The sequence below is a fragment of the Cryobacterium sp. genome, assembly GCF_026786305.1.
In the GTDB taxonomy this organism is placed as follows: domain Bacteria; phylum Actinomycetota; class Actinomycetes; order Actinomycetales; family Microbacteriaceae; genus Cryobacterium.
The window spans coordinates 1-22,063 of sequence record NZ_JAJAYI010000067.1 but is presented as its reverse complement, the minus strand read 5'-3'; the positions used below and the strand labels follow the sequence as shown (position 1 = coordinate 22,063).

General features: G+C 65.8%; 18 protein-coding genes. 15 read left to right on the top strand and 3 right to left on the bottom strand.

Features of this window, described 5'->3' with window-relative positions:
• Nucleotides 1-311: 311 nt before the first annotated feature.
• Both pknB and LH475_RS07430 read right to left on the bottom strand, forming a co-directional pair.
• Nucleotides 312-2,279, bottom strand: coding sequence for a Stk1 family PASTA domain-containing Ser/Thr kinase (gene pknB / locus LH475_RS07435; protein ID WP_297413210.1), 1,968 nt, complete (start codon nt 2,277-2,279; stop codon nt 312-314).
• Between the two features lie 134 nt (nt 2,280-2,413).
• The gene (locus LH475_RS07430) at nt 2,414-3,769 is read right to left on the bottom strand and encodes a LysM peptidoglycan-binding domain-containing protein (protein ID WP_297413209.1); all 1,356 of its coding nucleotides are present in this window, start codon (nt 3,767-3,769) and stop codon (nt 2,414-2,416) included.
• Between the two features lie 212 nt (nt 3,770-3,981).
• Here LH475_RS07430 and LH475_RS07425 point away from each other — a divergent pair, with 212 nt between their 5' ends.
• The gene (locus tag LH475_RS07425) at nt 3,982-4,323 is read left to right on the top strand and encodes an Rv2175c family DNA-binding protein (RefSeq protein WP_327012113.1); all 342 of its coding nucleotides are present in this window, start codon (nt 3,982-3,984) and stop codon (nt 4,321-4,323) included.
• 63 nt (nt 4,324-4,386) lie between these two features.
• Here the strand turns inward: LH475_RS07425 and LH475_RS07420 are convergent, their stop codons facing one another.
• Entirely contained in the window at nt 4,387-5,589 is a 1,203-nt protein-coding gene (locus LH475_RS07420; protein ID WP_196843821.1) for a polyprenyl synthetase family protein, read from the bottom strand.
• Nucleotides 5,590-5,693: 104 nt separating this feature from the next.
• On the opposite strand from LH475_RS07420, the gene LH475_RS07415 reads away from it, so the two are divergent.
• The 14 genes from LH475_RS07415 to ftsZ all read left to right on the top strand — a co-directional run.
• Nucleotides 5,694-6,071 (top strand): DUF3040 domain-containing protein, encoded by a 378-nt coding sequence (locus LH475_RS07415; RefSeq protein ID WP_196843820.1) that lies wholly within the window; start codon nt 5,694-5,696, stop codon nt 6,069-6,071.
• A gap of 284 nt (nt 6,072-6,355) precedes the next feature.
• Entirely contained in the window at nt 6,356-6,787 is a 432-nt protein-coding gene (gene mraZ / locus LH475_RS07410) for a division/cell wall cluster transcriptional repressor MraZ (protein WP_092110083.1), read from the top strand.
• A 99-nt stretch (nt 6,788-6,886) separates the two neighbouring features.
• On the top strand, nt 6,887-7,843 hold the full coding sequence (gene rsmH, locus LH475_RS07405; RefSeq protein ID WP_196843819.1) for a 16S rRNA (cytosine(1402)-N(4))-methyltransferase RsmH: 957 nt from the start codon (nt 6,887-6,889) through the stop codon (nt 7,841-7,843).
• On the top strand, nt 7,840-8,409 hold the full coding sequence (locus tag LH475_RS07400) for a hypothetical protein (RefSeq protein WP_196843818.1): 570 nt from the start codon (nt 7,840-7,842) through the stop codon (nt 8,407-8,409). Before rsmH ends, LH475_RS07400 begins: the two co-directional genes overlap by 4 nt.
• A 27-nt stretch (nt 8,410-8,436) precedes the next feature.
• Entirely contained in the window at nt 8,437-10,248 is a 1,812-nt protein-coding gene (locus LH475_RS07395; protein WP_196843817.1) for a penicillin-binding protein 2, read from the top strand.
• A 15-nt stretch (nt 10,249-10,263) separates the two neighbouring features.
• Nucleotides 10,264-11,808, top strand: coding sequence for a UDP-N-acetylmuramoyl-L-alanyl-D-glutamate--2,6-diaminopimelate ligase (locus tag LH475_RS07390; RefSeq protein ID WP_297413208.1), 1,545 nt, complete (start codon nt 10,264-10,266; stop codon nt 11,806-11,808).
• A complete protein-coding gene (gene murF, locus LH475_RS07385; protein WP_297413207.1) occupies nt 11,809-13,218 on the top strand; it encodes a UDP-N-acetylmuramoyl-tripeptide--D-alanyl-D-alanine ligase in 1,410 nt (469 codons plus the stop codon).
• Nucleotides 13,215-14,306 (top strand): phospho-N-acetylmuramoyl-pentapeptide-transferase, encoded by a 1,092-nt coding sequence (mraY, locus tag LH475_RS07380; protein ID WP_297413206.1) that lies wholly within the window; start codon nt 13,215-13,217, stop codon nt 14,304-14,306. The genes murF and mraY overlap by 4 nt, the downstream gene beginning before the upstream one ends.
• 14 nt (nt 14,307-14,320) lie before the next feature.
• Nucleotides 14,321-15,802, top strand: a complete 1,482-nt coding sequence (gene murD, locus LH475_RS07375) for a UDP-N-acetylmuramoyl-L-alanine--D-glutamate ligase (protein ID WP_196843883.1) — start codon at nt 14,321-14,323, stop codon at nt 15,800-15,802.
• Nucleotides 15,803-15,807: 5 nt separating this feature from the next.
• Nucleotides 15,808-17,148, top strand: coding sequence for a putative lipid II flippase FtsW (gene ftsW, locus LH475_RS07370; protein ID WP_297413205.1), 1,341 nt, complete (start codon nt 15,808-15,810; stop codon nt 17,146-17,148).
• The gene (locus tag LH475_RS07365; protein ID WP_196843812.1) at nt 17,145-18,218 is read left to right on the top strand and encodes a UDP-N-acetylglucosamine--N-acetylmuramyl-(pentapeptide) pyrophosphoryl-undecaprenol N-acetylglucosamine transferase; all 1,074 of its coding nucleotides are present in this window, start codon (nt 17,145-17,147) and stop codon (nt 18,216-18,218) included. The genes ftsW and LH475_RS07365 overlap by 4 nt, the downstream gene beginning before the upstream one ends.
• 81 nt (nt 18,219-18,299) lie before the next feature.
• Nucleotides 18,300-19,721: a UDP-N-acetylmuramate--L-alanine ligase gene (gene murC, locus LH475_RS07360; RefSeq protein ID WP_297413204.1), complete on the top strand. Its 1,422-nt coding sequence runs from the start codon at nt 18,300-18,302 to the stop codon at nt 19,719-19,721.
• Between the two features lie 7 nt (nt 19,722-19,728).
• Nucleotides 19,729-20,922, top strand: coding sequence for an FtsQ-type POTRA domain-containing protein (locus tag LH475_RS07355; RefSeq protein ID WP_297413203.1), 1,194 nt, complete (start codon nt 19,729-19,731; stop codon nt 20,920-20,922).
• Between the two features lie 150 nt (nt 20,923-21,072).
• Nucleotides 21,073-22,063, top strand: a 991-nt coding sequence (gene ftsZ / locus LH475_RS07350) for a cell division protein FtsZ (protein WP_297413202.1), incomplete at its 3' end; no start/stop codon positions are given.

The following is a 22,063-nucleotide window of genomic DNA, read 5'->3' as shown; positions in this document are numbered from 1 at the left end:
GCATTCCGCACGGGGCCCGGGCCCGGAACGTGGGCCCGAAAACGCTGCGCGGGAGCTACGCCAGTGCGCGGGAGTTGTTGCTTGGCCAGAAGTCCCGCGCAACACGACGCGCGGGAGCTACGCAGGTGCGCGCGAGTTGCGCCTCCCGCGCAGTGGCGCAGCTCCCGCGCATCGCGACGTTGGTGGTCACCTGGAGAGTGCGTGCTCCACGTCTGAGGCTGGACTTATCGCAGAAGCGTGGGTGCCTACGCTCCACGTATTTGGCCGCACTCCTTCGGTGACGTCCCGCCTTCCGCTTCTGGCCCGCGAGGCTAGGCCGAGAAGTTGATTTTGACGGTGGAACCCCTGGGAACTGATTGTCCGGGCCCCGGAGTGACCTTGGTCACGGTGAACAAGCCGGGTGCGGCATCGGCGAAAATGTTGTATTCCAGCTTCAGATCGGCGGCTTCGAGAATCGCTTTGGCGTCGCCCCACGACTTGCCGATGACATCAGGCACTATGACAGGCTCGGGGCCTCGGGAAATGACCAGGGTGAGGGTGGCACCCCCTCGAATGGTGCCGTCGGGTACCCGGGCGGTGATGACGTTGCCCTCGGAAACGGTGTCGCTATAGGTCTGCTCGCCCGACACCACGAGCAGGTTCTTACCGGCCAGAATGTCGGTGGCTTCGGCCACGGACTTGCCGTCGACGTTGGGAATGGCCCCGAGTGACACGACGAGGTTGACGGTCAGACCTTCGAAGTATTCGCCCCCGGCCGAGACATCGGCACCGTCGGTTTCTTTGCTCGCGGAGATGACGGAGCCCTCGGGCACGTCACCGTTGAAGACCGGGTCGATGCTGCCGACCACGGCTTTCAATTCGGTGATGACAGCGGATGCCTGCGCCTGCGTTGACCCGGCCAGGGCGGGGAGTGTGATGGGCTGCAACCCCTGGGAGACGATGACTGTGACCGTGCTGTCCTGCGGTACGCGGCTGCCGGTATCGGGATCGGTGCCGATGACGAGACCCTCGGCGATCGTGGCGCTGAAGGCGCCGCCCAGCTCGGGTTTCAGACCGAGCTCGGTCAGCTGGGACGAGGCTGCCTGCGGGGAAGCCGATGCGAAGTCGGGCACCACCACGTCGGACCCTGGGCCGGATCCGAAGTACCAGCCGGTTCCGCCAAGGGCCGCGGTGATGAGAATCACGAGTGCGAACAGCCAGAAGCCGCGGCGCTTGCGCTTGTCGGCTTTTTTGCTCAGCAGGTCGCCGCTGTCGGGCGGGCCGACCGGGCCGGTGCCGACCGGGTGGATGCCCAGCAGGGGCGCGGCGGGAGGTTTCGTGGGAGCGAGCCTGGCACGGAGAACCTGGGTTTCGGCATCCGCTACCGCGTTGACGCCGGTGCGCAGGCTGGTGGGCAGCACCATGGTCGACTGCAGGGTCAGTTCATGGGTGCCGCCGCGCACGAGCGCGCTCACATCGTGCAGTTGGTCGAGCATGACCCGGGCGTCACGGGGACGGTCTTCGGGGTCGCGTGCGGTGGCCCACAGTACAAGTTCGTCGAGTTCGCGGGGAACGGAGGCGACCTTGCTGCTCGGCATCGGAACCGTGTCGTTGGCGTGCTGGTAGGCGATCTGCATGGGAGCTTCACCCACATAGGGCTGCTCGCCGGTGAGCATTTCGAAGGTCATGATGCCGAGGGCATAGATGTCGCTGCGCGCGTCAGCGATGCCGCGGGTGACGAGTTCGGGGGAGAGATAGGCGATGGTGCCGAGGAGGGCCTGGCCCGTCGCCGTGTTGTTGTTGACCGCGCGGGCCAGGCCGAAGTCGCTGATCTTGATGCGTCCGTCGTCGGCGAGCAGCACGTTCTCCGGCTTGACGTCGCGGTGCACGATGCCCGCCTTGTGGGCAGCCGCGAGCCCGCTGAGCACGGCTTCGAGAATGTCGAGGGTTTGCTCGGGGGTGAGCCGGCCGTAATCCTTGAGCAGGTCACGCAGGGTGATGCCCGGCAGATATTCCATGACGAGGTAGGCCATATCGGCGTCTTGGCCCTGGTCGAACACGTTCACGACGTTGGGGTGGGCCAGTCGGGCGGCCGATCGCGCCTCCTGAATGAACCGGATCTTGAACGCGCTATCGTCGGCGAGATGGCCGTGCATGATCTTGATTGCGACGCGGCGTTCCAGGCGCAAGTCGGTGGCGAGGTAGACGGTGGCCATGCCGCCGCGCGCGATGCGCGAGCGCACTTGATATCGGCCGTCTATTAGACGGCCGATCATCGGGTCGGTCGAGGGAACGCTCACTCCTTGATTCTACGGAATTCGACGGCGGCACCGGCGCGCGGCGCGCAGGCTGCACGATCCCGGTCAGGGGTCAGGGGTCAGAGGTCGGTAGTCGGGGTCAGGGACCCGGCCACCGGTTCGAGCCCGCACGGGGGCTAGCCGATCTGGCTGACCCAGGCCAGTGCCGAGGTTTCCCACTTCGCGTAGTAGTCGGGGTACGCCGAAATCTGCACGGCTTGGGCCGCCTGGGTCACGGTCATCGATTCCCAGTCGGCGATGTCGAGCAGCCCCCGGGTCACGTTCGGGTTCGGGTTGCTCGTGCCGCCGAAGAAGGCGAGACTGGCCCACACCGGGTCCATCACCTGCTCCGGGGTACCCCAGCCGGCGCTCGGGCGCTGCTGGAACAGGCCGAGCGAATCCCGGTCGCCGTAGTCCACGTTGCGCAGCCCCGATTCCTGGGCCGCTGCGGCCAGTGCCACGACGAGACCGGCATTGCTCACTCCGACGCCCCGCCCGACCGAAACGATCGTTTGGGCGTTCTGCCGCATTTCCTCCGACATCGGGGTGACCACACCAGCCGTTGCGACCGTGATCGGTGCGGGGGCTGGCACCGTTGCGGTTGAAACGGACGTCGGTGCCGCGGTCAGCGGCAGGGTCAGCACCTGCCCGGGATAGATAATGCTCGACCAGCCGAGGCCGTTGGCGTCGAGCACCGCCTGCACGCTCACCCCAGACGCGTTGGCCACAGCGGCAATGGTTTCGCCGGAGGCGATCGTGTACGTGGCTGCTGCAGCGCCACTGGTCACGGGTGCGATGTACGCGGCCGACTCCATCGCGGGGGCTATGGTGAGAAGCACACTGTGACCGGGATAAATGACGCTGCTATCGGTCAGGCCGTTGGCTCCGAGAACATCAGCGGCCTTCAGGCCGTGGGCGGCGGCTATTGCGCTGATGGTGTCGCCGCTCTGCACGGTGTAGTTGTTCGGTACGGTGGAGTTGTTCGGTACGGCGCTAGCGGTTTCCGCTGGGGCAGCGGTCGGCGCCCCCGCCTGGGTCAGGGTCAGAACCTGGCCGGCAAAAATCAAGGCCCGGGGATCGAGACCGTTCAGCGCCAGCACGGTCGCCGTCGACAGGCCGAACCGCGCGGCGATGCCGCTCACGGTGTCGCCGTCCACGACCGGGTACAGGGCGGGCGCGATCTGCACGGCCTGGGCGACCGCTGCTACGGCGAGCACGGGAGTGGTCTCGGCGAGCTTGGACTCGAGCGGCTTCTTCGCCAGGGCCTGAGCCTGGGCAGGCGCGGCGAGGTTGAGGCTGATTGCGATCGTGCTGACGAGCACGATCGGCACGGTCAGTATTGCCGGCCGGGAACGCAGGTCGCTCGACTTCTTTTCCCGCCGCTTGGCAGTGTCATCAGCGCCAGCACCAGAAAAGGCGACGGCGACGCTCGCCTCGGGAAGGCCTGCGTTTCGTGCAGCGGACGCCGCGGCATCCGGTGTATTCGTTTTCACCCTGGTCGACATGGTGCTCCGTTCATTGCGCGTACCGGATCATTGTGCACAGAGAGTTCGTACAGCAACGTGGCGTCTGCAACAATCCCCACTGCGAGGTTTTCACAATTATCAGGGGGAGTCAATTGAACGGGTGGCACGAAATGGCACTGATCACGATAAAAAGCGCCCGGAGGTTTTGCCGCGGCCGCAAATCATGGGAAGCTTAACGAGTGAGTGATGTGTCTTCAGAGCCCGAGTGGCTTACTATTCCTGCCCTTGTCAACCTGCTCGGAATGAGCCAGAGCCGCGTGCGGCACCTGATCGACGACAAGTACCTGCTGGCCATCCGGCGGGACAACGTCGTATCGGTCCCTTCCCTCTTTCTACGTGACGGCGTTCCGGTACCCGAACTCCGCGGCACCCTGTTCGTGTTGGCCGACGACGGCTTCACCGACATGCAGGCCATGACCTGGCTGCTCGAGGTCGACGACAGCCTGGGTGTCCCCCCGATCGAAGCCCTCCGCGCCGGCCGTAAGGCCGAAGTGCGTCGGGTCGCCCAGGCCCTCGCCTGAACAGGTCTCACCCAGCCAAGGCCCTGCCGATACAGGCCCTGGCCAAACCAGAACGCGTTCCGGTCAGAACGTTCGGCGCGTCACCCGATCGGTGAGGTCCAGCAGTTTCTGCTGGGCCCCGGCACTGATGGGCGCTGTCTGCAGCGCTGCCAACGCCTCAGCCACCTGCGACTCGATGAGAGTCTCGACCCGGTCGATTGCGCCGCTGGCCGCAATCAGCTGCTGCAGCGCGCGAATCTGCGCGGCGTCGAGCGTGGGGTCACCGAGCTGAGCGTCGAGCGACGTGCGATCCGTGTCCTCGAGGCGCTCTCGAGCCAGCGCGATCAATACCGTGCGCTTGCCCTCGGTCAGATCGTCCCCGCTCGGTTTGCCGGTCAACGTGGCGTCGCCGAACACCCCGAGCAGGTCGTCGCGCAGCTGGTAGGCCATGCCGAGCGGCAGGCCGAACGCACGCAGCGAGGTCAGTTGTGCGGCCGAGGCGCCGGCCAGCGCCGCCCCGATCACCAGCGGGGCCTGAACGCTGTACTTGGCGGACTTGTACACGATCACCCGCAAGGCCCGATCGAGCAGCTCCGCCTCCGGCTGGGCGAGCCAGGCGCGTTCCTCCAGAATGTCGAGGTATTGCCCGGCCGTGACCTCGGTGCGCATGTGGTTGAACTCGAGGCGGGCTCGCCGGGCCGCGGCCCGATCGGTGAGTTCGTAGAGTCCTTCGTCGAGCAGTTCATCGCTCCAGCCGAGCAGCAGGTCGCCGAGCAGAATAGCCGACGCGCGACCGAACGAGACAGGGTCGCCGGCCCAGCCCTCACTCTGGTGCAAACTTTCGAACAGCTTGTGAGCGCTGGGGGCCCCGCGACGGGTGTCGGAATTATCGATGATGTCGTCGTGCACGAGCGCCGCCGCGTGAAAAATCTCGAGTGCGCTGGCTGCCGACACAACCGCCGCCAACCCGGCTGCTAAGGGCACCGCGGCAGCGGATGCTGCGCCCTCGTCGGCCGCACCGTCCACCGGTTCTCCCGCCGCTTTCTTGACTGGCTCGGGGCCCGATTCTGGGCCCGTTTGGGCGTCGCAATCGGGGAGCAGAATGCTCTGCGCACCCCAGTAACAAAACTGGGCTCGAAAGCGCTTTCCACCGCTGAGAAACTGCCGTGAGAAGTCGATTAGGGGAGTCAGATCGGAGCTGATCAGGGTCACAATTGGTTCGCGGGACATGAGGTACTCGTCGATGCGAGATTGAACCAAGTCGACCAGGCGTTTGCTTTCAGACACTCGTATAGCCTAGCCACCACGGCGGGGTTAGAATTGGGTAGATCGTTCGTACCCAGTTCGAACTTGTCAACCCACCCGCTCGATCCCGTAATGGAGGGAATGAGATGCCGCTTTCGGAACAGGAGCAGCGACTCCTTGAAGAGATGGAGCGCAGCCTCTATCACAACGATGCCGACTTTGTCGCAAGCGTTGGAGCTTCGCGACTTCGCCCGAACTATCGTTCCATTGCGATCGGCGTATTGCTTGCGGTCGCCGGCATTGTCGCCCTCATCGCGGGTGTTGCCATTGCGCAGCTCTGGCTCGGTATTCTCGGCTTCATCGTCATGTTCGGCGGGGTGCTCATCGCCGTGACGCCCGGCAGAGCCAATCCCTCCCTTCCGGGGCCGTCGTCACCGGGTCGTCGTCCAGCCCAGGCCAAGTCCAACCAGGGCTTCATGGAGCGCCTGAACGATCGTTGGGACCGCCGCCAGGATGGTCAGTAGCGCGACACCTCGGTAAACGCAGACCCTCCACCGTGCGTCCATAACTCAAGAATTCGCAGCCTGACAGGGCCGATCATCTGATCGGCCCTTTTTTTGTGCCCAAGAATGGGCCGGAAGCATCCATTCTGCGAAAAAATGCTCCATTCTCCTCCACCGATAATTTTCAATGAATTCGGGCTAATTTGTCGATTAACTCGCAAAATCGGTCCATTTTCTTAGGTTAGTGGTTGAAGGTGGAGTAAAGTGGAGCCACACCTGAATCTGGCCGGAAGAAAGGGGTGAGCGTGTTCCTTGGCACCTACGCCCCCCGGCTCGACGAAAAAGGTCGCATCATTCTTCCCGCGAAGTTTCGGGACGAACTCTCCACCGGTGTTGTGATGACGCGGGGACAGGAACACTGCATCTACGTCTTCAGCACCCGCGAATTCGAGACGCTGCACGACAAAATCCGCCAGGCGCCGGTCACGAGCAAGCAAGCTCGTGACTACCTCCGGGTGTTCCTGTCGGGTGCAAGCTCGGAAACACCGGACAAACAAAACCGCGTCACCATCCCCGGCAACCTCCGCAGCTATGCGGGACTTGACCGGGAACTGACCGTCATCGGTGCTGGCAGCCGAGTCGAGATTTGGGACAGCGAAGCGTGGGCAACGTACCTCGCCGAGCAGGAAACCTCGTACGCCAACACGACGGAGGAGGTGATTCCGGGACTCTTCTAGCCCCTGGCGCCTGACTCCCAGCCGTTTTCGCCCTGACACACTTCCCCGGTGCCAGGACGAAATGGAGGGGAATCAGGTCTCACGGACTATCCCGGCATTATGGCCAGCAATGATATTCACACCCCGGTACTGCTCGAACGGTGCGTCGAGCTGCTCGCTCCGGCGCTCACCAAGCCCGGCGCTGTGCTCGTCGATGCGACACTGGGCATGGGCGGCCACGCCGAAGCGATCCTGTCCCGCTTCTCCGGTCTGACCCTCGTCGGCCTCGATCGCGACACCGAGGCCCTCGCGATCGCCGAGGAACGCCTCAAGGGCTTTGGCGACCGGGTTCATCTCGTACACACCGTCTACGACGGTATCGGCGAGGCTCTCGATGGACTCGGCATCGGTGAGGTCGCCGGTGTGCTCTTCGACCTCGGCGTCTCCTCGCTGCAGATCGACCGCGTCGAACGTGGCTTCTCCTACTCAAAGGATGCCCCTCTCGACATGCGCATGGACGGCACCGCCGGCCTGACCGCCGAGAGCATCCTCGCCGATTACAGCGAACGCGATCTCAAGCGCATCTTTCAGGACTACGGCGAAGAGAAACTTTCCGCCCGCTACGCCAAGGCCATCATCGAGGCCCGCGAAACGGCTCCTTTCGTGCGCTCGGCGCAACTGGTCGACGTGATCACCAAGGCCACCCCGGTCGCCATTCAGCGCCTCGGTCACCCGGCCAAGCGGGTATTCCAGGCGCTGCGCATCGAGGTCAACCAGGAACTTGCCGTGCTCGAACGGGCCATTCCCGCCGCACTCGACCGCGTCGCCGTCGGTGGCCGCATCGTCGTCATGGCGTACCAGTCCCTCGAGGACCGCATCGTCAAGCGGGCCCTCGCCGCGGCATCCGGCTCCACAGCTCCCGCCGGCCTTCCGGTGGAACTGCCCGAACACAAACCACTCTTCACCCTGCTGCTGCGCGGAGCCGAACTGGCTTCCGACGAGGAGAAGGCCATCAACCCCCGCGCGACGCCGGTACGGCTGCGCGCCGCCGAACGACTGAGAAGGGCCGCCGCATGAGCGACAACCTGGCACGCGTGTCTTTCGCGGTTGAACGCGAACAGTTCGAAACTCCGGCACCGGCACATCGTGGGTTTCGTCTGGTCTCGTCGACGCCGAGCCCTCGGGCTCGGCCGCGCATCTTCTATGCCTTCACCGCAGTGGCTGGCATGGCCGCCATCATCGTCGCTCAGCTCCTGCTGAGCGTTGGCATCTCCCAGGGCGCTTACGAAATCTCGAGCCTGCAGTCGAGCCAGTCCGAGCTCGGCCGCACGGCCGCGAGCTTGAGTGAAGACCTCGTGCGGGTGTCGTCCCCGCAAAGCCTCGCCGCCAACGCCGAGGGGCTGGGCATGGTCAGCAACTCCGACCCCGTCTACCTGCGTCTGTCCGACGGCGCTGTTTTGGGCGCTCCGGCCTCGGCGTCGGGTTCGCAGGCCGGAGCGGCCAGCCTCGTTCCCAACGCCCTGCTGACCGGCAGCCCCCTGCTGTCCCAGCTGCCCGACGACGCGGCGGCGACGGCCGGCACCGTGGCCATTACGAGCGCTCCGGTAGTTCCTGCGGGACTCGCGGCGCCCACTACCCGATAGTTTCCCCGAGTCGACCAAGATGGGCAGATGAGCGTGCGCAACAGCAGTGCCCGAAACAACAACCCGACTAACTCACGGTCCAGCCGTCGGCGCACCTTTTTCACCATTGTCGTGCTGTTCGCAGTGATCGGCGTGTTCCTGGTGCGCTTGGTCGACATTCAGGTGGTGCAGGCCGATTCGCTCACCGCCGACTCCGTGGGAAACCGCTCGGTCGGCCAGGTGGTCTACGGTTCGCGGGGCGAGATCGTCGACACCAACGGTGTCGTGCTGGCCGGAACGGTCATGCGATACAACATCACCATGTCCCCGGTGAATGCGACACCATTCAAGCGCACCGTCGACGGCAAGAAGGTCGAGATCTCGGTGGCCGACGCTGCCGCCGAAATCGGTGCCGCCACCGGCCAAACCGGTGACGCCGTTCTGTTGACCATTGGGGCCGCCCTCAAGACCAACGCCAAGGCGAACTTTGCCTACGTCGCAAAGAAAGTCGACGTCGACGTTCTGCGCGCCGTGCAGGACCTGCACATTCCCTGGACCTATTCCGAAAACAGCCCGAGCCGGGTGTATCCGAACGGGGCCGTCGCTGGCAACGTGCTCGGCTTCCTGTCGGGGGAGGGCGTGCCGCAAGCCGGCCTCGAATCCGGGCAGGATGCCTGCCTGGCCTCCACCAACGGCTCGGAGACTTACGAAAAAGGCGCCGACGGCGTGCGTATTCCCGGCAGCAGTGTGACGAATACCGAAGCCGTCGACGGCGGCGACGTCGTCACCACCATCGACTCCGACCTGCAATGGTTCGTGCAGCAGACCCTCGCCGCGAGGGCGCAGGAAACCGGGGCCGCCTGGGCGACCGCGGTCGTGCAGGACGCCAAGTCCGGCAGGCTCCTCGCCGTCGCCGACTATCCCTCGGTCGACCCGAATAATGTCGGCGGCACCGAGAACCCGCAGAATCGCGGCTCCCGCGCCTTCACCCAGTCCTTCGAACCGGGCTCGACCTTCAAGGCGCTCACCGCGGCATCCGTTCTCGATGCCGGAGTTGCCACGCTCGATACCGGCATCGTCGCTCCGTACCGCTATCTGCCGGCCAACGGAGCCAATATCAACGACAGCCATCAGCACCCCGACCAGCACATGACCCTCACCGGCGTGTTGATCGATTCGAGCAACACCGGCATGTCCAAGTTCGGCGAACTGCTCACCAATCAGCAGCGTTTCGACTATATGAAGGCCTTCGGTGTGGGCACCGCGACCGAGACCGGTTTTCCGCGAGAAGATGGTGGAATCCTGCACCCGGCTGATGCGTGGGACAACCAGACCAGCTACGCGACCATGTTCGGGCAGGGCCTCACCACGAGCGCTCTGCAGGTAGCGAGCATCTACCAGACCATCGCCAACGACGGTGTACGCATGCCGGTGCAGCTGGTGGAGGGCTGTCGGCAGGCCGACGGCACCCTGACAAACGTGCCCAACGGGACCGGCACCCGGGTGCTGTCCGAGACGGCGGCGAACAAAACGAGCGATGTGCTCGAGATGGTGTACCAAAAGAGCTGGGTGGCCAGCAAATGGAACATTCCCGGCTATCGGGTCGCCGCGAAGACCGGTACCGCGCAGATGCCGGACGGCAAGGGTGGGTACTCCAAAGGGTATCTGGTGTCGGTGTCCGGGTTCGCTCCGGCCGACGATCCGCAGTATGTCGTCTCGGTCAGCATCGCCGACCCTGTTAAACTGAACACATCTGCCGCACCGGCTCCGGTTTTCCAGGAGATCATGAGCCAGGTGTTGAAAAAGTACCGGGCGGTTCCCTCAGGCGCGACTGCGCCTGACCTCCCTTCCACCTGGTAAGAAAGCGAGCCCTACGTGTCTGAATTGGCGCCGTCGGCTCTCCGTCCCGAGCATCCCGTACCGCGGTCGTTGTCAGGATTGGTTGCCGAATTTAATCTGGAACTACGTGGAGACATCGACGGTCTCGAAGTCACCGGTGTGAGCCTGAGCTCACGCACGGTGCAACCGGGCGACCTCTATGTCGGCGTTCCCGGCCAGCACCTGCACGGTGCCACCTTCGCCGCTGCGGCCGCCGAGGCCGGCGCCGTGGCCATTCTCACCGACAAGGCGGGCGGGCTGCTCGCCGCGGCCAGCGGTCTGCCCGTGCTCGTGACACCGGATGCCCGCGCCGCGCTCGGCGCGGTATCCGCCTGGATCTACCGCACCCACGACAACCCGGCGACCCTGTTCGCGGTCACCGGCACCAACGGTAAAACCAGCGTCGTCTACCTGCTCTTCGGTATTCTGAACCAGCTCGGCATCGTCTCCGGGCTCACCTCCACCGCCGAACGCCGCATCGGCGACCTCGCCGTCACGAGTGCACTCACCACGCCCGAGGCCAGCGAACTGCACGCCCTGCTCGCCCGTATGAACGAGGCCGAGGTGCGCGCGGTCGGCATCGAGGTATCGGCGCAGGCACTCACCCGTGACCGGGTCGACGGGCTCGTCTTCGATATCGCCGCGTTCACCAACCTCAGCCACGATCACCTTGACGACTACGCCGCGATGGACGACTACTTTCAGGCCAAGTTCGAGCTGTTCCAGCCGGACCGCTCGCACCGTGGCGTGGTCACCATCGACACCGAATGGGGTCGCCGACTGGCCGACGAATGCCGCATCCCCGTGACGACCATCACCAACAGCGCCGACGTTGACGCCGACTGGCGCATGACCGTGGTGGGCGAAACCGCCACCCACACCGACTTCGTGCTCGACGGTCCTGACGGCCGCCGCCTGCACACCCGGGTGCCGCTGCTCGGCTGGTATATGGCCGCCAACGCCGCCCTGGCCATCGTCATGCTCGTCGAAAGCGGATTCGACCTCTCCGCGATCCAACACACGCTGAATCGCGACGGCGGCATTGTCGCGTTCATTCCCGGACGCGCCGAGCGTATCTCCGGTGATCGCGGCCCGCTCGTCTTCATCGACTACGGTCACAGCCCCGACGCGTTTCTCAACACGCTCGCGGCCCTGCGCAAATTCACCCCCGGCAAACTGATCATGCTGTTCGGCGCCGACGGTGATCGCGACACCACCAAACGCGCCGATATGGGCAGGATCGCCGCAGAGGGCAGCGATATCGTGATCGTGACCGACTTTCACCCGCGGTTTGAAGACGCCGCGAGCATCCGTGCCGTTCTGCTTGTGGCAGCGCGCGAAGCCGTGCCAGACGGCGAGTTCTACGAGGTGGCCAACCCCCGTGCGGCATTCCGCACGGCGTTGTCACTCGCACACGAAGGAGACACCATTCTGTACGCCGGCCCAGGCCACGAGGACTTCCACGAGGTACAAGGCGTGAAACTGCCGTATTCGGCCCGGGATGATTCCCGCCAGGCGCTGCGCGACGCGGGGTGGCTGTAAATGATCGCCCTCTCCCTGGCCGACATCAGCCAGGCCGTCGACGGTGCGTTGCACCTCACCGACGCCGCATCGCCCACTGACCTGGTTGACGGTTCGGTTCAGACCGACTCCCGGCTGATCGAGCCCGGCTCCATCTTCGTCGCCAAGCCCGGCGCGGTCACCGACGGGCACCTGTTCGCGCCCGTCGCCGCCACACACGGTGCCGCGCTGCTCATCGTGGAACGATTGCTCGACCTCCCGGTCACCCAGATCGTCGTCGTCGACGCCGTCGCAGCGCTCGGCGCCCTGGCCGCCGCGGTCGTCGCCCGGGTGCGCGCCGGAGGGGCACTCAAGGTCGTGGCCGTCACCGGTTCCAACGGCAAGACCACGACCAAGAATCTGCTGCGCGGCATGTTCGAACGGGTCGGGCCCACCGTCGCCCCGCGCGGTTCCTTCAACAACCAGGTCGGTGCGCCGATGACGATGCTCGAGGTGACGTTCGACACCCGGTTCCTCGTGATCGAGATGGGGGCCAGCAGCGAGGGCGCCATCGCGCATCTCGTGCGCCTGGCCCGGCCCGACGTCGGCATCGTGCTCACCATCGGCCTCGCCCACGCCGGCGAGTTCGGCGATCTTGAGGCCACCGTACGGGCCAAATCCGAAATGGTCACCGACCTGCTCGAAACGGATGTCGCGGTGCTCAACGCCGACGATCCACGCGTCGCGCAGATGGCCGCGCTCACCCCCGCCCGCATCGTGCGCTTCGGCGAATACGGCCGGGTCGACGTGCGCGCGAGCGACCTCCACTCCAGCCGCACCGGAACAACCTTCACCCTGCACCTCGCGAGCGGGCAGAGCGCTCCGGTCGTGTTCAAGGTGCTCGGTGAGCACCACGTCATGAACGCCCTCGCTGCGGCCGCCGCCGCCGAGGTAGTCGGAGTCGCCCTCGGCGACATCGTCGATGCACTGCAAGCGACCACCCGGGCCGAACGCTGGCGCATGGAGGTGCTCGGCGGCAAAGATGATGTCACCGTCATCAACGACGCCTACAACGCGAGCCCCGACTCGATGAGCGCCGCACTCAAGACCCTCGCGCAGATCGGCACGCCCGGCCGACGCACCATCGCGGTGCTCGGCGAGATGGCCGAACTCGGTGAACTGGCCGGAGAGGAGCACGATCGCATCGGACTGCTCGCCGTGCGCCTCAACATCTCCCAGATGATCGTGGTCGGCCCAGCAGCCCGCCGCATGCACATCAGCACCATCAACGAGGGATCCTGGGACGGCGAGTCGGCCTATGTCGACACGCCGGACGAAGCCTTCGATCTGGTGCGAAGGATCGTGAATCCGGGGGACACTGTACTCGTGAAGTCGTCCAACTCCGCGGGCCTGCGATTCCTCGGCGATCGACTGGGAGACTTGTTCTCGTGAGAGTCCTTCTGCTGTCGGGTGCTTTTTCGCTCGCATTCACCCTGTTTCTGACGCCGCTGTTCATTCGATTGTTCAAGAAGTTCGGCTGGGGCCAGTTCATTCGCGACGACGGCCCCAAGAGTCACCACGCCAAGCGTGGCACCGCCACCATGGGCGGCATCATCATTATTCTGGGCGTGCTGATCAGCTATTTCACTGCCATGCTGATCGAACAACGGCCGTTCACCCCGTCGCCGCTGCTGGTGCTGTTCATGATGGTCGGACTCGGGCTCGTCGGTTTTCTCGATGACTTTCTGAAGACCCGCAACCAGCGCAGCCTCGGACTCGGCGGCTGGTCCAAGGTGCTCGGCCAGGTCATCGTCGCCGGCGCCTTCGGCGTCCTGTCGCTGCAATTCGTCGACCGCAACGGCCAGACACCGGCCTCGACCAGCATCTCGTTCATTCGCGACCTTCCTCTGGATTTCATGAAGCTCGGCACCGTCATCGGTATCGGTATCTTCCTGATCTGGATCTGCCTCATCGTCGCCGCGACCTCGAACGGCGTCAACGTCGCCGACGGCCTCGATGGTCTCGCCACCGGGTCGCTCATCTTCGCCATCGGATCCTTCGTCGTAATCGGCTTCTGGCAGTCCAACCAGAGCTGCTTCGGGGGAGCGGATGCCGCTGACCAGTACAAGTGTTATCTGGGGCCAGACTCCTTCGACCTGGCGATCGTCGCCGCCACCATCGTTGGCGGCCTGATCGGATTCCTCTGGTGGAACACCTCGCCGGCCAAGATCTTTCTCGGCGACACCGGCTCACTCGCCCTCGGCGGCGCCCTCGCCGCCCTTGCGATTCTCAGCCGCACCGAACTGCTGCTCGTGCTCATCGGCGGCCTGTTCGTGATGGAAGCCGGGTCGGTGATCGTGCAGCGGGCGTACTTCAAAATCACCCACGGTCAGAGAATCTTCCTCATGAGTCCGATCCACCACCATTTTGAACTCAAAGGCTGGGCCGAAGTCACGGTCGTCGTGCGGTTCTGGATCATTGGTGGCCTGCTCGTCGCCGCCGGCGTCGGATCGTTCTACCTCGAGTGGTTGTCGCGCTAGTGACCGTTGACGACATGGCCAACGAACGCCTGAACGGGCTCACCAGCTGGCACGCGGACTGGACAGGCCTCCGCGTTGCCGTACTCGGCCTCGGCGTGACCGGCTTCGCTGCAGCCGACACCCTCGTCGAATTGGGCGCCGACGTGCTCGTGCTCGCGTCGCCCGGCCCCGACGAACGATTCGATCTGCTCACCGTGCTCGGGGTGCCATTCGTGCAGGCGGACCTGCGCGAGGTGCCTGCAGAGCTCGCGGCGCAGCATCCGGAATTGATCATCGTGTCACCCGGTTTTCACCCCGACCACCCGCTGCTCACGTGGGCGGCCGACCATGCGGTACCGGTCTGGGGCGATATCGAGCTGGCCTGGCGGCTGCGCGATAAAGTCGGTACCCCCGCCGAGTGGATGCTCGTCACCGGCACCAACGGCAAGACCACCACCGTGCAACTCACCGCCACGATGCTCGCCGCCCACGGCAGCCGCGTCGCCCCCTGCGGAAACATCGGCGTGCCCGTGCTCGACGCCATCCGTGACCCGCAGGGCTGGGATGTGCTCGTCGTCGAACTGTCGAGCTACCAGCTGCACCATCTGCCGCACAGCGGCCCCGGCGCGCTTGCGCCCTGGGCGAGCCTCTGCCTCAACGTCGCCGACGACCACCTGGACTGGCACGGAACGGCTGCGGCCTATCGCGCAGCCAAGGCCACCGTCTACCTGAACACCGCGGTCGCCTGCGTCTACAATTTAGCGGATGTCGCGACCCTTTCGATGGTGCAGCAGGCCGACGTGCAGGACGGCGCCCGGGCGATCGGTTTCGGACTCGGCGTTCCGGGACCGAGCGAGTTGGGCATTGTCGACGGCATCGTCTGCGACCGGGCCTTTCTCGAGGACCGGTTCGAACGCGCCCTCGAGCTGACCACCGTGCCGCACCTCGTCGCCGCCGGGCTCGGTGCCCCGCACGTGATCATGGACGTGCTCGCCGCGAGCGCCCTCGCCCGGTCCTTTGGTGTGCTGCCGGAGACCATTCACACGGCGCTCGAAACCTTTCACCTCGACGCGCACCGCATCGAGACCGTCGCAATCGGCGACGGCGTGGAGTGGGTTGACGATTCCAAGGCCACCAATCCGCACGCCGCCGACGCGTCGCTGGCCGCCTACGAATCCGTCGTCTGGCTGGTCGGCGGACTGCTCAAGGGGGTCGACGTCGACGCCCTCGTGCACAAGCACGTCGGTCGGCTGCGAGGTGCGATCATCATCGGCGTCGATCGACTGGCATTACGGCAGGCATTCGCGCGACACGCCCCGGACCTGACCGTGTTCGAGATCGACCCGGACAACACTGAACAGGTGATGACGCGGGCGGTGCGGTTGGCCGCCGAACTCGCTCGCGCCGGTGACACAGTATTGCTCGCACCGGCCGCCGCATCAATGGACCAGTTCGAGAGCTACGCCGAACGCGGCCGGCTTTTCAATCAGGCAGTACACGACTTCTTGGGCAGGTGACGCGGATGGTACAGGTGCCCCGCGACCCCGCGTCCCGCACCAGGTCGGCCGCGCAGGCGGAGCGCACCACGGCGGCGTCCCGCCCTGCTGCGGCGTCCCGCCCCGCTGCCGGGCGCCCGTCGCGAGCAACCAACAAGCCGGCCGAGCCGGAAACGCCGAGCGGGCCATCCGTTCGGATCAACCTCGGTCGGGTCTTCAAAGCTGAGGGCGGCAACTACTTTCTGCTGCTCGGCACGACCCTGTTCCTGGTCATTTTCGGCCTCGTCATGGTGCTGTCGTCGTCGTCGGTGGACTCCTTCTTGGCCGACATGGGCTTCTTCGGCGGTCTGCTGCGTCAGGGTATGTTCGCGCTGATGGGTATTCCGCTCATGCTCGTCGTCAGCCGGCTGCCGCTCGCGTTCTGGCGGCGCGTGGCCTGGCCGTCGATGCTGATCACCTGCTTCTTTCAGTTTCTCGTGGTGGCCACCGGGCTCGGCCGCGGCACCGGCGGCAACACCAACTGGCTGAACATCGCCGGCGTTCAGTTTCAGCCGTCCGAGGGCATCAAGGTGGCCCTGATCATCTGGCTCGGCATGATCCTCTCGCACAAGCAGAACCAGCTCGACGACTGGAAGCACGTGTTCATTCCGGTGTTCGGGGTCGGCGGCGGCGCCGTTCTGCTCGTCATGATCGGCGGCGACCTCGGAACCGTCATGATCATGGCCGGGATTCTGTTCGGCGCCCTGTTCTTTGCCGGCGTGAAACTGCGCCTACTCGCCGTGCCGCTGCTGGTCGGCGTGGCCGGTGTCGTCGCCCTGGCCATTCTGAGCCCCAACCGCATGACCCGCATCATGAGCTTCCTCAACGAGGGCTGCACCCAGCTGAGTGGGGAGATCTCCAGCAGCTGCTGGCAGCCGCTGCACGGCACCTGGGCGCTGGCCAACGGCGGAATCCTCGGCGTCGGGCTTGGCAATTCCAAGGCCAAATGGTCTTGGCTACCCGCCGCCGACAACGACTACATCTTCGCCATCATCGGCGAAGAGCTCGGCCTGATCGGGTGCATCGTCGTGCTGGGCATGTTCATTCTGCTGGCCTTCGCCTTCCTCCGCATCATGCGAACGGCCACGACCGTGCAGGCGAAGGTCTCGACCGCCGCCGTCATGGTCTGGATCATCGGCCAGGCCTTCGTGAACATCGGCGTGGTGCTCGGAGTGTTCCCCGTGTTGGGCGTGCCGCTCCCGTTGATCTCGGCCGGTGGCACCGCTCTGCTGACCACCCTCGTCGCGATCGGTATCGTGCTCTCCTTTGCGCGCGGCGACCGCTCGAGCGACCCAACTCCTGACTCCATCGAGGCTGAACGGGCATGACCACGTACCTTCTGGCCGGCGGCGGAACCGCCGGTCACGTCAACCCCCTGCTCGCGCTCGCGGACCGAATCCGCGCCACCGAAGCGGATGCCACGGTGCTGGTTCTCGGCACGGCTGAGGGTCTCGAGGCGCGCCTGGTTCCCGCCCGCGGTTACGAGCTCATCGTCGTGCCCCGGGTGCCGTTTCCGCGCCGTGCGAATCTTGCGGCCCTGCGCTTTCTGCCGCGGTTCACTGCAGCGGCGCGGGCGGTGAGCGACATCATCCGTTCGCGCCACGTGGACGTGGTCGTCGGTTTCGGCGGCTACGTCTCCACGCCGGCCTACCTCGCTGCCCGGCGCGCCGGGGTTCCGATCGTCATTCACGAGGCGAACGCAAAGCCAGGGCTGGCCAACAAGCTCGGCGCTCGCCTGACCCGGCACGTCGGTGTCGCCTTCGCCGGTACTCCGATTCGGCACGCCCGGTTCGTCGGCATGCCGCTCCGGCCCGAAATCGAACAGCTCGACCGCGCGGCGGCCCGGCCCGAAGCCCTGGCTTTCTTCGCTCTCCTGCCCGACCGGCCCGTTCTTCTTGTCACCGGCGGATCGCTCGGAGCGCGCCGGCTCAACGCCACGATGGTCGCTGCGGCGCCCGCACTCATCGCTGCGGGCTGGCAGGTGCTGCACATCACCGGCAGTGCGGCCGAGGTCACCGACCCCGAGCTACCGCACTACCACCTGGTCGTCTACTGCGACCGGATGGATCTCGCCCTCGCCGCGGCTGATGTCGCCGTGACCCGGGCGGGAGCAGCGACCGTGAGCGAACTGTGCGCGCTCGGCATTCCCGCCGTGTACGTGCCCTACCCGGTCGGCAATGGAGAACAGCGTTTCAATGCCGCGCCCGTGCTGGCAGCCGGAGGGGGCCTGCTGATCGACGACACAGACTTCGTGCCGGCCTGGGTTCAGGGCGAGCTGGTGACCCTGTTGGGTGACCGGGCGCGGCTGGAGGTGATGGCGTGGGGGGCGGCATCCGTTGGCGCACTCGACGGAACGGCCCGCATGCTCGACCTGGTCCACGAGGCGCTCGCGTCGTGATCGTCAGGCCGCACGCGTAACGTAGTGCCCGCACCATCTGTTTCACAACTCATTAACTGCAATCGAGAAGAGCGCACCACCGTGATCAAACCAGACCTCACTTTGACCATTCCCGACAACCTCGGAGTGGTGCACTTCGTGGGCATCGGCGGATCCGGCATGAGCGGCATCGCTCGCTTGTTTGTGAACCGTGGCTTCACGGTCACCGGCTCCGACGCGAAGGATTCGCCCAACGTGCAGGCGCTCCGCGACCTGGGCGCGACCGTGTTCATCGGGCACGACGCGGCCAATGTCGGCAACGCCGACACGCTGGTAGTCACCGGGGCGCTCTGGCAGGACAACCCCGAGTATGTGCTCGCGGGCGAACGCGGCCTCCCGGTGCTGCACCGCGCCCAGGCCCTGGCCTGGCTCATTCGCGAGCACCGGCTCGTCGCGGTGGCCGGCGCGCACGGTAAGACCACCTCAACGGGCATGATCGTCACCGGTCTGCTTGGTCTCGGCCGGGAACCCAGCTTCGTCAACGGCGGCGTGATCGAATCGCTCGGGGTCAGCTCCGCGAGCGGAGCCGACGACCTGTTCGTGGTCGAAGCCGATGAATCCGACGGCTCCTTTCTGCTGTATCACACGGCGGTCGCCCTGGTCACGAACGTCGACCCCGACCACCTCGACCACTACGGCTCGCTCGAAGCGTTCGAGGCCGCGTTTGTCGAGTTCAGCCGCAACGCGAGCGAGCTCGTCGTCATCTCCTCCGACGACGTCGGTGCGGTGCGCGTCACCGCGACCATCACCGCGAGCATGAGTGAAGCGGATGCCGCCGCCCGCGTGATCACGTTCGGCGAGCACCCCGATTCCACCGTACGCGTGCACTCCATCACCCCGACCGGACCGGTGAGCTTCAGCGTCGCCTGGCGAGGCCAGGATTACAGCGCCACCCTGCGCATCCCCGGCAAACACAACGCCATCAACGCGGCCGGCGCCTTCGCCGTTCTGGTCGGCCTCGGCTTCGACCCCGCAGCCAGCCTTGCCGAGATCGCCGGCTTCGGCGGCACCCAGCGCCGGTTCGAACTGCACGGCACGGTCGGCGGCGTCAGCGTGTACGACGACTACGCCCACCACCCGACCGAGGTCGCCGCCGCTCTCGCGGCGGCCCGCACCGTTGTCGGCGAGGGCCGCATCATCGCGGTGCACCAGCCGCACCTATACAGCCGCACCCGCCTGTTCGCGCGGGAATTCGCCGAGACCCTCGAGACTTTCGCCGACCAGACCATCGTGCTCGGCGTCTATGGCGCCCGCGAAGACCCCGAGCCCGGCGTGACCGGTGCGATCGTCTCCGAGCTGTTCCGCGACCCGTCCCACGTCGCCTACGTGCCCGACTGGCAGGATGCCGCCGACTACCTGGCCGGCATCGCCCGCGACGGCGACTTCGTCGTGACCCTCGGCTGCGGCGACGTCAATCGCATCGTGCCCCAGCTGCTCGCCTCGCTCGAAAAGGTCCGCGGATGAGGCGGCGGTGAGGCGGCCGGCCGGCTTCGACAGCCCGGCCCCGTCCACACCCGAGCCGGCTCGCAAGCCGAGTCGCAAGCCGACTTCTTCGTCGATTCAGGGCTCGAAACCGCCCCGAGCCAAGCCGGCTTCGGCACCGCACGACGAATCTGACCGGGAAAGCGCCACCGCGCCGCACTCAGACCAGCGGAATCCCGACACGGCGAAGGCGAAGAACACCCGGGGCGGCGTTGTCGCCGCCCCGAAACGCACGTCGAAACCCTTCGATCCCTCCGACACGACGACGGAACCGATCGTGCTCGCCGGGAAAGTCGCATCAGATTCGTCGATCACGGTGGTTCCCGTGCCGATTGTCGCTACCGCAGCTTCCGCACCTCCTGCGGCCCCTGCAGCGAAGGGACAAACGCCCGATGAGTCCCCCGGTGCTTCGGCGGGAGCCCGTGCGGCACGGTCCGTGCTGCGCGCGGCCCAGCGTGCCCGCAAACGCTTCGAACGCGCCGAGGTGCGACGGTTCACCGGACGCACCCGGCGTCGGCGCACGGCGTGGATTCTTGGTGTCGGTACCGTTGGTCTCGCTTTCGGCCTCATTATCGGTGCCGCCTACTCGCCGCTGATGGCACTCGGCACGATCGAGGTCGTCGGCACCAACCGCATTCCGGCCGGAGACGTGTCGGCGGCCCTGGCCGACCAACTCGGAACCCCGCTGCCCCTCATTGATGGCGATGTGGTCAAAAGCGAACTGTCGAAGTTCACGCTCATCCAGAGCTATGTCACCGAAAGTCGCCCGCCCGGCACACTGGTAGTGCGCATCGTCGAGCGGGTTCCGGTCGGCGTGTTGGCCGGCCGGACCGGCTTCGATCTGGTCGATGCCGCCGGCGTCGTCATCGAAACGACGCCGGAACGAAGCCCAGGCTACCCGTTGATCGACGCGCCGAACGGAATTGGCAGTGCTGGGTTCAAGGCGGCCGCCGCGGTCCTTGCCGTGCTGCCCGGCAGTATCCGCACCCAGTTGGATTTGGTGACCGCGGTGACAACGGATGACGTCACCCTCAATCTGCTCGGCGGCGAACGGGTGGTGTGGGGCAGCCCGGAGAAGTCCGAGTACAAGGCCGTCGTGCTCGCCGCTCTTCTTATCGGGCACCCGGCCGGCACCGTCAACGAATACGACGTCTCCTCGCCCGACAGCGCCGTGCTGCGCTAGTTCGCAACGGATTCAGAGAGATCTTCGCGACACGCGGGCGCGCCTCCCCAGCGACGCGCCGTGCCCGCATACTTTCGTAATCAGGAATTGCATACTCAGCATAACTTTAAACTTCGACTAGAGGTTTAGGGTTCCACCCGGAGGCCGGACGTGTCAAACAATCAAAATTATCTAGCCGTCATCAAGGTTGTCGGTATCGGCGGTGGCGGCGTCAACGCCGTCAACCGCATGATCGAACTGGGTCTGCGCGGTGTCGAGTTCATCGCCATCAATACGGATGCCCAGGCTCTGTTGATGAGCGACGCCGACGTCAAGCTCGACGTCGGTCGTGACCTCACCCGCGGACTTGGTGCCGGCGCTGACCCCGAGGTGGGTCGCCGCGCCGCCGAGGACCACGCCGAAGAGATCGAAGAGGCCCTCGCCGGGGCCGACATGGTCTTCGTCACCGCCGGTGAAGGTGGCGGGACCGGAACCGGTGGCGCCCCCGTCGTGGCCCGGATCGCCAAGTCGATCGGCGCGCTCACCATCGGTGTTGTCACCAAGCCGTTCGGCTTCGAGGGCAAGCGTCGCCAGGCTCAGGCCGAGACCGGTGTCGCCTCGCTCAAGAACGAGGTCGACACTCTCATCGTCGTGCCCAACGATCGCCTGCTCGAAATCAGCGACCGCGGCATCAGCATGCTCGAGGCCTTCGCGACCGCTGACCAGGTGCTCCTGGCCGGTGTGCAGGGCATCACCGACCTGATAACCACCCCCGGCCTGATCAACCTCGACTTCGCCGACGTCAAGTCGGTCATGCAGGGCGCCGGCTCGGCCCTCATGGGTATCGGTTCCGCTCGTGGCGCCGACCGTGCGATCAAGGCGGCCGAACTCGCCGTCGCCTCGCCCCTGCTCGAAGCGAGCATCGACGGCGCCCACGGCGTTCTCCTGTCGATCCAGGGTGGATCCAACCTCGGCATCTTTGAGATCAACGACGCGGCCCGTCTCGTGCAAGAAGCCGTGCACCCCGAAGCCAACATCATCTTCGGTGCCGTCATCGACGACACCCTGGGTGATGAGGTGCGGGTCACCGTCATCCCCCCCCGCTTCGACGGCCGCCAGCCCCGCGCCCAAACCGTCGAGGTGCGGCGTGCCCACCACCGCG